The sequence below is a fragment of the Streptomyces sp. NPDC059247 genome, assembly GCF_042754005.1.
In the GTDB taxonomy this organism is placed as follows: Bacteria; Actinomycetota; Actinomycetes; order Streptomycetales; family Streptomycetaceae; genus Streptomyces.
In genome coordinates this window covers 239,431-252,535 of sequence record NZ_JBHYZW010000002.1, presented here as the reverse complement: position 1 = coordinate 252,535, position 13,105 = coordinate 239,431, and the positions used below count along the sequence as shown (strand labels likewise).

General features: G+C 69.2%; 7 protein-coding genes. 2 read left to right on the top strand and 5 right to left on the bottom strand.

The features are described 5' to 3' along the window. Nucleotides 1–91: 91 nt before the first annotated feature. Together murJ and ACFXGN_RS05040 are read right to left on the bottom strand one after the other, a co-directional pair. Nucleotides 92–2,452, bottom strand: a complete 2,361-nt coding sequence (gene murJ / locus ACFXGN_RS05045; RefSeq protein ID WP_384853592.1) for a murein biosynthesis integral membrane protein MurJ — start codon at nucleotides 2,450–2,452, stop codon at nucleotides 92–94. A 45-nt stretch (nucleotides 2,453–2,497) separates the two neighbouring features. Next, nucleotides 2,498–4,945: a DUF6049 family protein gene (locus tag ACFXGN_RS05040; RefSeq protein ID WP_384853590.1), complete on the bottom strand. Its 2,448-nt coding sequence runs from the start codon at nucleotides 4,943–4,945 to the stop codon at nucleotides 2,498–2,500. 214 nt (nucleotides 4,946–5,159) lie between these two features. Here ACFXGN_RS05040 and ACFXGN_RS05035 point away from each other — a divergent pair, with 214 nt between their 5' ends. After that, nucleotides 5,160–6,626 carry a CCA tRNA nucleotidyltransferase gene (locus ACFXGN_RS05035; RefSeq protein WP_384853587.1) on the top strand — a complete coding sequence of 489 codons (1,467 nt, stop codon included), beginning with the start codon at nucleotides 5,160–5,162 and terminating at the stop codon, nucleotides 6,624–6,626. 100 nt (nucleotides 6,627–6,726) lie between these two features. Here ACFXGN_RS05035 and ACFXGN_RS05030 read toward each other — a convergent pair whose 3' ends face one another. The 3 genes from ACFXGN_RS05030 to ACFXGN_RS05020 all read right to left on the bottom strand — a co-directional run bounded on the left by ACFXGN_RS05030 (nucleotide 6,727) and on the right by ACFXGN_RS05020 (nucleotide 9,873). After that, nucleotides 6,727–7,986, bottom strand: coding sequence for an MFS transporter (locus ACFXGN_RS05030; protein ID WP_384853585.1), 1,260 nt, complete (start codon nucleotides 7,984–7,986; stop codon nucleotides 6,727–6,729). 76 nt (nucleotides 7,987–8,062) lie between these two features. After that, nucleotides 8,063–9,145: an inositol-3-phosphate synthase gene (locus ACFXGN_RS05025; RefSeq protein WP_384853582.1), complete on the bottom strand. Its 1,083-nt coding sequence runs from the start codon at nucleotides 9,143–9,145 to the stop codon at nucleotides 8,063–8,065. A 47-nt stretch (nucleotides 9,146–9,192) separates the two neighbouring features. Continuing rightward, nucleotides 9,193–9,873: a helix-turn-helix transcriptional regulator gene (locus ACFXGN_RS05020; RefSeq protein ID WP_384853579.1), complete on the bottom strand. Its 681-nt coding sequence runs from the start codon at nucleotides 9,871–9,873 to the stop codon at nucleotides 9,193–9,195. A 371-nt stretch (nucleotides 9,874–10,244) separates the two neighbouring features. On the opposite strand from ACFXGN_RS05020, the gene ACFXGN_RS05015 reads away from it, so the two are divergent. Beyond that, nucleotides 10,245–13,004, top strand: a complete 2,760-nt coding sequence (locus ACFXGN_RS05015; RefSeq protein WP_384853576.1) for a transglycosylase domain-containing protein — start codon at nucleotides 10,245–10,247, stop codon at nucleotides 13,002–13,004. Nucleotides 13,005–13,105: the final 101 nt, after the last annotated feature.

The window sequence follows — 13,105 nt, the reverse complement described above, 5'->3', positions numbered from 1 at the left end:
CGCCACATCCAACAGCCAAGCCAATTGTGCCCACAGTCGGACGCTATGCACGACACGCGGCTCCCCCCGATGGTTGCCCTGCCGTACCGGATCAGCGTCCGAGTCGTCCGCGCACCATGCCGACCAGGGTGTTCAGCTCCGCGATCCGCATACGTTTGGCGGCCAGGAAGAAGACACCGAGGAGGACCGCTCCGCCGACGAGCAGGGCGACGAGCGAGCCCAGCGCGCCCTCACCGAGGAGCTTCAGCAGACCGAAGCCGATCGCGCCGGAGACGATCGCGGCGGGCACGGAGGCCATGCAGAGCCGGGCGTAGGTCCGCAGCACGTGCGTGCCGTCCAGGTCGCCGCCGAGCCGCTTCCGGAGGCGGCGCCAGGCGATGCCGACGCCGACCGCGTACGCGAGGCCGTACGAGGCTGCCATGCCGACGACGGCCCAGCGGGCGGGCAGGACGACGTAGCAGAGCGCCGAGGCCGCCGCGTTGACGGCGGCGACGATGACCGTGTTGTAGAAGGGCGTCCGGGTGTCCTCGTAGGCGTAGAAGCCGCGGAGCACGACGTACTGCACGGAGTAGGGGATCAGGCCGAGGCCGAAGGCCATCAGGATGAAGCCCATGCCCTGGGCGGCCTCGATGCCGCTGGACGCGTAGAGGAGGGTGCACATCGGGACGCCCAGCGCCAGGAAGGCGAAGGAGACTGGGACGATCGCGACGGCGGAGTTCCGCAGGCCCTGCGAGATGTCGTCGCGGACGGCGCCCGGATCGTCGTCGTGGGCGGCGCGGGAGATGCGGGGCAGCAGCGCGGCCATCACGGAGACCGTGATGATGGCCTGCGGCATCCCCCAGATCAGCTGGGCGTTCGAGTAGGCGAGGAAGCCGGCGCCGTTCATCCCGGACTCCTCACCGGCGGCGGTGGCGAGTTGGGTGACGACGAGGACGCCCGCCTGGTTGGCGAGGACGAAGAGGACGGTCCACTTGGCGAGCTTGACGGTCTTGCCGAGCCCGTGGCCCTTCCAGTCGAAGCGGGGCCGGAAGCGGAAGCCCGTCTCGCGCAGGTACGGGATCATCGCCAGGGCCTGCACGACGAGGCCGAGCAGGGTGCCGATGCCCAGCAGCCGGATGCCGTCGTCCGGGATGGTCTGCACGCCCATCTGGGACTCGGCGGAGGTGCCGTAGACCCAGATGAACAGCCCAAAGGTGACGATCATGACGATGTTGTTGAGGACCGGCGTCCACATCATCGCGCCGAACTTGCCGCGGGCGTTGAGGATCTGGCCCATCACCACGTGTACGCCCATGAAGAAGATCGTGGGCAGGCAGTAGCGGGCGAACGTCACGGCCACGCTGTTCGCGGCGGCGTCGTCGGCGATGGTGTTGGACATCAGCCGGATGAGCAGCGGCGCGGCGAAGACGGCCACGGCGACGATCAGGCCGAGCGCCACCATGACGAGGGTGAGCAGCCGGTTGGCGTACGCCTCGCCGCCGTCCTCGTCGTTCTTCATCGACCGGACGAGCTGCGGGACGAAGACCGAGTTGAGGCCGCCGCCGACGGTGAGGATGTAGATCATCGTCGGCAGCGTGTAGGCGATGGTGAAGGTGTCGCCGAGCAGGGCGGCGCCGAGCGCGCCGGTGATGACCAGGCTGCGGACGAAGCCGGTGAGCCGGGAGACCAGGGTGCCCGCGGCCATCACCGCGCTCGACTTCAGGAGTCCGGAGGCACGGCCGGACTTCTTGGGTGCGGGGGCGGGCAGCGGGTCGGGCTCCGGAGTGGGCGGGGGCACCTGGCCGGGAGTCTGCTGGTCCCGGTAGAGGTGGGCGAAGGCGTCCGGCTCCGGGCCGTCCTCGCCTGCCCGGGTCACCAGGTCGTCGACGCCGGTGAACTGGACCGTGCGGGCGTCGTCGCCATAGGGCAGATGGCGGGAGGTGCCGTCGGGCTCCGGTGCCGGGGTCTGCGCCCAGACCCGGGGGTCGGGGGCGTGCTGGGGAGCGGTCGGCTGCGCGTAGAGCGGCTGGGGCTCCTGGTAGGTGCCGGGCGGGGGCGGGGGGTGCGCGGCGCGGTCGTAGAGCGCCTCGGACACGGGGTCCTGCGCGGAGAGGTCCTGGGCCCGGTAGGGGTCGTGGGTGTAGGCGTCCTGGACGTAGGGGTCCTGCGCGTACGGATTCTGCTCGTACGGTCCCTGCCCCTGCCCCTGGACGGGGGCGTACTGGCCCTGTCCAGGGTTGGGGGCGTACTGCCCCTGTGCGTGGGGCTGGGGGTACGGACCCTGGTCGTACGGGGTCTGTCCCTGGTACGGGGCGTACGGGGTCTGTGGCGGGGCGCCCTGCGCGTAGGGGTTCTGCTCCTGCGGGGGCGGCACCGGCGGGTGGCCGGGACCGGAGGGTGCCGCGGGCGTCCCACCGGACGGCGCGGCGCCACCAGCGCCCTGGCCGCGGTCACCGTCGTACGGCGCGTTCATGGTTACCCCACCTCATCGTCCCCGGCCGACCGGCCACGGCATCGCTCAACGGTCCACTTTCTCACCTGGGCCCGACGGGTCGCCGCTTTCGGACCCGGTGTCCGGCTCCGGGTCACTCGGCTGCTCGGCTTCGTCGCTGTCCGCCCGCTCCGGCACCGTCCCGGAAGCCGCCCCGGGGACCGGGGGCGGGCTGTCGTCCGGGGCCGGATCGTCGTCCGTCCTCTGGGCGTCGGCGTTCTCGATGTCCTCGGTGGCCTCGGCCTGCTGAGTGTCCGCCTCCGCCGCCTCTGCCTCCGCCGTTCCGGCCTCGGCGTTGCGGGCGGCCACCCGCTTGCGCTGGGTGTACATCCGTACTCCTGCGAGGACGAGCAGCAGGACACCACCGGCGATCACCAGCATCACCGTGGCGGTGATCTCGGAGACCTTCACGATGAACGTCATCGGCTGCCCGTACGGGGTGCCGTCCCCGGTGTAGAGCTGGGCGGTCATCGGCACCTGGCCGTTGACGCTGGCGGTGGCGGTGAACTTCACGGACTGGCTGTGGCCGCCGTTGACCTTCACGGGGAGTTCGGCGACGCCTTCGTCACCGTTGAGCTTGAGCCTGCCCTTGTTGCTGGACACGAGCCGCAGTTCCAGGTTCTCCACGCCCTGGAGCAGCTTGTTCTGGACGGTCACCGGGATGGTGGCACTGCGGCCCGAAAGAGTGAGGTCCGACTTGTCGACGAGCTGCACCCCCTCGGTGAGGGTCTGCAGGTACTCCAGGACGTTGATCCGGTAGAGCGCGGCAGCCCTGGCCTGCCCCCGCCACGAGGTGGACATCTCGCGGTTGATCGCGTTGCCGAAGGGCGTCACGACACGGTCCGGCTGGGTCAGGATGACCTTGAAGTCGTCCAGCTCGTCGCGGGTGGTCTTCATGTCGCGGAAGGCCTGGACGGGCAGCTCCCGGTCGCGCAGCTTCTTGGGGTAGCGGGAGCTGCTGGGCACCCGGGTGGAGGCGTCCGGGTCGGGCTTGGCCGCGGCGGCGGCGACGAGGTCGCTCGGCTGGGTCCAACGGCGACCGGACAGGCCCTTCAGCGCGCTCGCCATGGTCTGTGCCTGGGAGATGCTCGGCACCCGCTGGGGGGCGACGACGATGCTCCGCTGGTCCTCCGGCTGCTCCAGGGTGACCGCGAGGGACTGGGAGAGGAACTCCTGGACCGCCCGGGTGGAGTTCTCGGCGCGGAGCATGTCCCCTTCGAACGCCGTGGACAGCAGGGCGTCGCTCACGACAGCCGTGGTGCTCCCGGTGCCGAAGGGGCGGGCCGCCGTCGGTGTGTAGGAGAGCTCGTCGCGGACGCTGTCGCTGCGGGCGATCACCTTGTCGGCGCCCGCCGAGGTCGCGACGGCCACGATGGACGGGTCCACGGCCCCGTCGGCGGGCCACGCGAAGTCGGTGGCGGCACGGGTGTGCAGCACGGTCTCGACGGTGATCCCGGCGAGCGCGGTCGCCGACTGGAGGTGTTCGAGGGAGCCGGGGACGTCCTTGCCCCGGTGGGCCAGGGAGGCGAGGTCGGGGTCCGCGAAGGGGAGCGCGACGACCTTGCGGCCCTGGACCGCCTTCTCCAGCGCGTCCAGCCAGCTCCTGGCGACGGCCTGGTTCTTGCCGGGGACGTGCAGGGACCCCTCCTTGACCCGGTAGCCGTTCGCCATGGCGTCGACGGAGGCCAGCAGGTCCGGGTCGACCACCCAGGTGACGGGGAGGTCCTTGCCGAGGGAGACGAGCTGGTCGAGGCGCCCGCCCGGCTTCAGCTCGGTGGCCAGGGCATCGTCCTCGAAGACGGGGGTCTGCTGGTCGTCCGTGGCGGTCTCCGCGGAGACATGGGCGGAGGAGATCAACGGCCAGAGGTAGGTGAGCCGGGTCTTCTTCTCGGTGGGATCGGGCTGGTACGGCAGGAACGTCCGCTCGATGCCGAGGACCCGGTCGTAGCGCCGGTCCGAGGTCTGCCCGGTGAGGGACACGCCCAGCTGATACACGCCCGCGTCGTCGAGCCCGAGTTCGGAGACCGGCACGGAGAACGAGAAGTCCGCGCTGAGACCGGCGGCGAGCCGGGGAATCTTCACCACCGGGGCGTCTTCGAGCGGCGCCGGGTCGCTGTCGTCCCGGTAGCCGGTCCGGTCCGTCGCCTGGTCGATCTCGCTGCGGCTCGTCATCCGGGGCCCGACCCGCAGATCCACGGTCGCGTCGGTGATCGTCTTCTTGCCCCGGTTGGTGACCGTCCCGGTGACCTTGACCGTGTCCCCCTCGACGGGCGCGCTGGGGCTCAGTGTGTCGAGGGACACGTCGACGGTCTTCGAACCGGTGGCGTCCTCGGCGGCGGACGCCGTGGACGTGACCGCGGGCGCCTGGAGCAGTCCGGCGAGGAGCGGTGCCCCCACGGCCACGGTGATGGTGCGCCGTAGCCACCGGCGAGCAGGTGAGGGACTTGTTCCCTGGATGTCTGCCGCCTCGGCCACGCGTTCGCCCGTCCTCGTCGTTGCCCGTGATGCCCGTGGGGTGGGTGCTTCCCGGTTGCTGTGTCCAGGCATGGTAACGAGGCATCCCGGGGGCAAGTGCCGGGGAGTGCTCCAGGCGATCTTCGTCCGCCCTCCGGGCGCCCGGTCCGGGTGCCGGTGCCCGGAGAAAAAACGGGGACAACGTCGCGAGCCGGGGCACGTACCCTTTTCTGTTGTGCCGAACGCCAACGAAGACATCCCGACCGCACTGAGCCAGGTGCAGCACCGAGCGGTCAGTGAACTGCTGCGTGTGTCCCCCGTCGCCGACGACCTCGCCCGCCGATTCCAGGAGGCCGGGTTCAGCCTCGCGCTCGTCGGCGGCTCGGTACGCGACGCGCTGCTCGGCAGGCTCGGCAACGACCTGGACTTCACCACCGACGCCCGCCCCGAGGACGTACTGAAGATCGTCCGCCCATGGGCCGACGCCGTGTGGGAGGTCGGCATCGCCTTCGGGACGGTCGGTTGCCAGAAGGACGCCCAGGTCGGGGACGTGGAGCAGCGTTTCCAGGTCGAGGTCACCACGTACCGCTCGGAGGCGTACGACCGGACCTCGCGGAAGCCCGAGGTCTCCTACGGCGATTCCATCGACGAGGACCTCGTCCGACGCGACTTCACGGTCAACGCCATGGCCGTGGCCCTCCCGGAGAAGCGGTTCATCGACCCGTACGGCGGTCTGGAGGACCTCGCGGCCCGGGTGCTGCGTACGCCGGGCACGCCCGAGGAGTCCTTCTCCGACGATCCGCTGCGGATGATGAGGGCCGCGCGCTTCGCCGCGCAGCTGGACTTCGACGTCGCCCCTGAGGTCGTCACGGCGATGCAGGAGATGGCGGGCCGGATCGAGATCGTCTCCGCCGAACGCGTCCGCGAGGAGTTCAACAAGCTGCTCCTCTCCGCGCACCCCCGTAAGGGCCTCGCGCTCCTCGTGGACACCGGTCTCGCCGACCATGTCCTCCCCGAGCTGCCGGCACTGCGGCTGGAGAGCGACGAGCACCACCGGCACAAGGACGTCTACGAGCACTCGCTGACCGTCCTCGACCAGGCGATCGACCTGGAGGAGGACGGCCCGGACCTGGTGCTGCGGATCGCGGCCCTGTTCCACGACATCGGCAAGCCGCGGACCCGTCGCTTCGAGAAGGACGGCCGGGTCTCCTTCCACCACCACGAGGTGGTGGGCGCGAAGATGACCAAGAAGCGCATGACCGCGCTCAAGTACTCCAACGAGATGATCAAGGATGTCTCGCAGCTGGTGGAGCTGCATCTGCGCTTCCACGGCTACGGGACCGGGGAGTGGACCGACTCGGCCGTGCGCCGCTATGTCCGCGACGCCGGACCGATGCTCTCCCGTCTTCACAAGCTCACCCGCTCCGACTGCACCACCCGCAACAAGCGCAAGGCAGCCGCGCTCTCCCGCGCCTACGACGGCCTGGAGGAGCGCATCGCCCAGCTCCAGGAGCAGGAGGAGCTGGACTCGATCCGTCCCGACCTCGACGGCAACGAGATCCAGGAGATCCTGGGCATCGGCCCCGGGCCGGCCATCGGCCGGGCGTACAAGTTCCTGCTGGAGCTGCGCCTCGAGAACGGTCCGATGGAGCACGCCCAGGCCGTCGCCGCGCTCAAGGAGTGGTGGGCCGAGCAGAGCTGAGCCGGACGTGGCCCGTCGATGTTTCACGTGAAACGCGGAGCGTGAGACGTCGACCACGGGCAGCGCCGAAGAGTCGAGGGGTGATGTTTCACGTGGAACATCACCCCTTTGCGCGTCCCCCGCGCAGGGCCAGCGCGATCGCCGCGTAGATCACGGCCACCAGCACGATCAGCAGGGCGGACCGGCCGTCGGGTGGCAGCATCAGGGCCGCGACACCCGCGGCACTCACGAAGGCGACGTTGAACAGCACGTCGTACAGCGAGAAGACCCGGCCCCGGTAGGCGTCGTCCACCGATGTCTGGACGACCGTGTCCGTGGCGATCTTCCCTCCCTGGGTGATGAGCCCGAGGACGAAGGCGGCGATCAGGAACGGTACGGGGGCGAAGGTCAGACCCAGCACCGGTTCCAGTACGGCGGCCGTCCCGGCGCACACGGCCATCCACCCGAAGGGACCGAGCCGTCCCACCGCCCACGGGGAGAGGACGGCGGCCGCGAAGAACCCCGCGCCGGACATGGCGACGGCCAGCCCCAGAAGCTTGAGCCCCTCGGACTCCGTGGAACTCCAGGCGTACCGGCAGAGCATGAGCACGGTGACGAACAGGGCGCCGTAACAGAAGCGCATGAGGGTCACCGCGACGAGGGCGCGGGCGGCGGGCCGTCGCTCGGAGAGGTGCCGCAGTCCGGCGATGAGACCTCGGGCAGTCATGACCAGGGACGAGCCGAGGGACGGCGGAGTGCTGCCCGGATCGGGTCCGAGGAGTTCCCGGGACATGCGGAGCGAGGCGAGGGCGGCGCACAGATAGAGCACGGCCCCGAAGGCGACCACGGCGGCGTCGGAATGACCGGCGAGCAGTTGGATACCGAAGGCGAGGCCGCCGCCCAGGGTCGCGGCGAGGGTGCCCGCGGTGGGGGAGAGCGAGTTCGCGACGACGAGCCGCTCCTTGTCGACGACACGCGGGAGCGAGGCGGAGAGCCCAGCGAGAACGAAGCGGTTGACGGCCGTGACGGAGAGCGCGGAGGCGTAGAACAGCCAGTCGGGGACGGACGCGAGGACGAGCGCGGCCGTCCCGAAGGCGAGCAGGGCGCGCAGGAGGTTGCCGTACAGGAAGACCTGACGGCGCTGCCAGCGGTCGAGGAGGACACCCGCGAAGGGGCCGACGAGGGAGTACGGGAGCAGGAGGACCGCCATGGCGGATGCGATCGCCGCGGGGGAGGTCTGTTTCTCGGGGGAGAAGACGACGTACGTGGCCAGGGCCACCTGGTAGACGCCGTCGGCGCACTGGGAGAGCAGCCGGACGGCGAGCAGACGGCGGAAGTCGGTCAGGCGCAGGAGTACGCGCAGATCACGTACGACGGACATGGCAGCAAGACTCACATACGAGGAGGGCCCCCGGAGCACATGCTCCGGGGGCCCTCGACGTCATCGGTGGGGCGCTTTAGCGCTCGACCTCGCCCTTGATGAACTTCTCGACGTTGGCCAGGGCCTCGTCGTCGAAGTACTGGACCGGCGGGCTCTTCATGAAGTAGCTCGACGCGGAGAGGATCGGGCCGCCGATACCGCGGTCCTTGGCGATCTTCGCGGCGCGCAGGGCGTCGATGATGACACCGGCGGAGTTCGGGGAGTCCCACACCTCGAGCTTGTACTCGAGGTTCAGCGGGACGTCACCGAAGGCACGGCCCTCGAGACGGACGTACGCCCACTTGCGGTCGTCCAGCCAGGCCACGTAGTCCGACGGGCCGATGTGGACGTTCTTCTCGCCCAGCTCGCGGTCGGGGATCTGCGAGGTGACGGCCTGGGTCTTGGAGATCTTCTTGGACTCCAGGCGGTCGCGCTCCAGCATGTTCTTGAAGTCCATGTTGCCGCCGACGTTGAGCTGCATCGTGCGCTCCAGGCGGACACCGCGGTCCTCGAACAGCTTGGCCATCACGCGGTGCGTGATGGTCGCGCCGACCTGCGACTTGATGTCGTCACCGACGATCGGGACGCCCGCCTCGGTGAACTTGTCCGCCCACTCCTTGGTGCCGGCGATGAAGACCGGGAGGGCGTTGACGAAGGCGACCTTGGCGTCGATGGCGCACTGCGCGTAGAACTTCGCGGCGGCCTCGGAACCCACGGGCAGGTAGCAGATGAGAACGTCGACCTGACGGTCCTTGAGGATCTGGACGACGTCGACCGGCTCCTCGGCGGACTCCTCGATGGTCAGGCGGTAGTACTTGCCGAGACCGTCGAGGGTGTGGCCGCGCTGGACCGTGACGCCGTTGCTCGGGACGTCACAGATCTTGATGGTGTTGTTCTCGCTGGCGCCGATGGCGTCGGAGAGGTCGAGGCCGACCTTCTTCGCGTCGACATCGAAGGCGGCGACGAACTCGACGTCACCGACGTGGTAGTCGCCGAACTGGACGTGCATCAGGCCGGGGACCTTGGCCGCCGGGTCGGCGTCCTTGTAGTACTCGACGCCCTGCACCAGCGAGGCGGCGCAGTTGCCCACGCCGACGATGGCTACGCGAACCGAACCCATTCCGATTGCTCCCTGTGTAATCGTGGAAGCCCTGCTGTGCGCGGGCTTCACTTGGCGGTGTCGTCGGACGGATCCGGCCGGGTACTGCCCCCGTGCCGGGGCAGGCCGCCCGTCTCTCCAGAATCGTTGTCGTGCGGAGCGGGGGCGTCGGGACCGGACCGCTGGTCCCGTCCCGCCCGCTCGCTCTCGATGAGCTCGTTCAGCCAGCGCACTTCGCGCTCCACGGATTCCATGCCGTGGCGCTGCAGCTCAAGCGTGTAGTCGTCGAGGCGCTCGCGGGTACGGGCCAGAGAGGCGCGCATCTTCTCCAGGCGCTCCTCCAGCCGGCTGCGGCGGCCCTCCAGGACGCGCATCCGCACCTCGCGCTCGGTCTGCCCGAAGAAGGCGAAGCGTGCGGCGAAGTGCTCGTCCTCCCAGGAGTCCGGGCCGGTGTGGGAGAGCAGTTCCTCGAAGTGATCCTTGCCTGCCGGGGTCAGCCGGTAGACGATCTTGGCCCGGCGTCCCGCGAGCGTAGCGGCGAGGGCGTCCTCAAGAGCGCTGCCCGGTTCCTCGATCAACCAGCCGTTGGCGACCAGCGTCTTGAGGCAGGGGTACAGCGTCCCGTAGCTGAACGCCCGGAAGACGCCCAGCGAGGTGTTGAGGCGCTTCCGCAGCTCGTATCCGTGCATCGGGGCCTCGCGCAGCAGGCCGAGAACGGCGAACTCGAGAATGCCGGAGCGTCTGCTCATTCGTCGCCTCCTCCTCCGTCCACGGGACCCTTATGTCGTGCTGATGTATCGACTCGATACATCAGCACGATAGAACGGGCCGGAGGTCTCGACAAGTGGGAGCACCGTGACCGGCGTCACATCATCGATTCACAGGGATCGACTTGCCTGATTTGAGGGGAAGTCCGGTCCTGGACGGGTTTTGGCCGTGCGTAGGGTGTGCGACATGCAGACCACCGGGAACCGAGAGACGCCGTCAGGCGTCAGTGCTGCGGGTGACCGGCTGCGGTACGGAGGGGCCTCCGATGGGGTTCCGGCCGTGCGCATTTCGGGGGACCGGAACTCAACTGCCGCTTCCAGGCGTACGCGCCTGCCCGAGGAGTAGTCGTTCGATGAGCGAGCACCGTCGCAAAATGCCGCCGCAGCAGCCGCCCACGGGCGGTCGCGCGGCGGCACGGCGCGCTGCCCAGCAGCCGATGGGCCGCAGGTCGGCCCCGGCCCAGGACGTCGGTACGGAGGCCCCGTCGGCCTCGTACGGACCCTCTTCTCCCGCCGGAGAGGAGCCGCGCCCCTACGGGGGTCGCGCGGAGGCCCGCAGGGCCGCCCAGCGCGGCAGCCGCAGGAAGGGGGCCGACACGGGTCCCGGTGGCCCCGGTGGCGGCCGACGCGGTGGCGGCGGCGGAGGAGGCCGTGGCGGCGGTCCCGGGCGGGGCTCCGGCGGACCTCCGCCGGGCAGGAAGCGGATCATCGACTATCCCCGTCACGGAAAGTACGGATGGCGTCGCTGGATGCCGTCGTGGAAGCTCGTGACGGGCACGTTCCTGGTCGGGTTCGGCGTCCTGCTGGGCGGCTCGGTCTTCGCGTACTACAACGTGGTCATCCCGAAGGAGGACGTGGAAGCGACCTCGCAGAACAACATCTACTACTGGGCCGACGACACCCGCATGGTCGCGACCGGCAGCGGTGCCAACCGGCAGATCATCGGGATCGAGGATATCCCGAAGGTCATGCAGGAGGCCGTGATCTCGGCCGAGAACAAGACCTTCTGGGACGACTCGGGCATCGACCCGAAGGGCATCGGCCGCGCCGTGTGGAACATGGCCAAGGGCGGTGACACCCAGGGCGGGTCGACCATCACCCAGCAGTACGTGAAGAACAACCGGCTCAACGACCAGTCGCAGACCGTCACCCGGAAGGTGAAGGAACTCTTCATCTCCATGAAGGTCGGCAACGAGCTCGAGAAGTCCGACATCATGGCCGGATACCTCAACACCGCGTACTACGGCCGGGGTGCCTACGGCATCCAGGCGGCGGCCCGCGCCTACTTCGACAAGGACGCGGAGGAGCTCAACGTCAGCGAGTCGGCGCTGCTCGCCGCGGTCCTGAAGGGCGCGACCTACTACGACCCGGCCGGCTATCCGGAGTACGACGCCAGGGCCACCCCCGAGAAGAACCTCGACCGGGCCACCAAGCGGTGGAAGTGGATCCTCAACGAGATGGTCAAAGACAAGAAGATCAGTGCCGAGGAGCGCGCGAAGTACACGACCTTCCCGAAGGTCCAGAAGCGCAAGCAGGACGCCCAGCTGACCGGCCAGATCGGCTACCTCGTCAGCACGGCCAAGGCGAACTTCATCAACAACAACGACAGGGGCTACGGGGCCAAGGAACTGGAGCGCGGCGGCTTCGAGATCCACACCACCTTCGAGAAGCCGAAGGTGCAGGCCCTGGAGAAGTCCGTCACGAAGATCCTCGACGAGTACATCGACCCGAAGAAGCGGCCGAAGACCGACACCAACGTGCAGTTCGGCGGTGCCTCGGTGGATGTGAAGACCGGTGCGATCGTCGCGATCTACGGCGGTGTCGATGCCACCAAGCACTTCACCAACAACGCCGACACGACCGGTGCCCAGGTCGGCTCGACGTTCAAGCCCTTCGTGCTGGCCGCCGCGATGAAGTACGGCGTACGGGATCCGAAGCTGGGCAACGTTCAGGACGCGTCCTCCCGGACGCTCGTCAATCCGGACAAGAGCCGCTACTCCGGCAAGGACAAGCTGCAGGTCAGGCGCTACAACGGCGACGTCTGGCACAACGAGAAGGGCGACGAGTGGCGCCAGACCAATGACGACGGCGCGAGCTACGGCGACATGACCCTTCGCGAGGCCATGATCCGCTCGGCGAACTCGCCGTACGTCCAGCTCGGCATGGACGTCGGCATCGACAAGGTCCGCGAGGCGTCGATCTCCGCCGGTCTGCGCAAGGACTCGCTCGTCCAGGGCGAGGTGCCCTCGTTCTCGCTCGGCATCTCCAGCCCGAGCGCGATCCGGATGGCGGGCACCTACGCGACCTTCGCCAACAGCGGTGAGCAGAACGATCCGTTCTCGGTGAGGAAGGTCCGCAAGGGCGGCGAGGAGATCTACACACACAAGGCGAAGTCCAACGAGGCCTTCTCCCCGGCCATCGCCAGCAACGTCACCGACATCCTGCGCGACGTCGTGGAGGACCCGAAGGGCACCGGCCGCAAGGCCGCCATCCCGGGCCGTGACGTGGCGGGCAAGACCGGTACCACCGACGGCAACAAGTCCGCCTGGTTCGTGGGCTACACCGCGCAGCTGTCGACCGCGATCGACATGTACCGCTTCGACGACGACGAGACGAAGAAGAACCGCGAGTTCGAGGAGATGTACGGCACGGGCGACCAGCCGAAGATCCACGGCTCGTCGTTCCCGTCGCGGATCTGGAAGGACTACATGACCACGGCGGTCGAGAAGATGCCGAAGGTCAAGTTCCCCGAACCGATGGACCTGGACAACGCCGAGCCGGTCTACGGCGGCGGCGCCACCAGCCCGACCCCGTCGCCGACTCCCACGCCGACTCCCACCGACTCCGAGACGCCGACGACGACTCCCCCGGCCACCGCCACGACGACCCCCCCGGCGACGAAGACGCCCAAGCCGGGCAAGACGACGTGCGGTGTCTGGGACTGGGAGTGCAACAACCCGGGCAACCCCGGGGGCAACACGGGACAGCCCACCACCACTCCGCCACCCGAGACCGAATCACCGACACCGACCGACACACCGACGGATGGCAACGGGCCGGGGAACGGAAGCGGCGGACCAGGAAGACCCGGTGACGGGTCCTGGATCCCCTGATCCCGCTCCACCAGCGCACCACCCGAGGGCCGTCGCGGTCGCTCCGTACCTTCCGTACGGGGCCGGCCGCGGCGGTCCTCGCCGCATTCCCGGGGACGTAC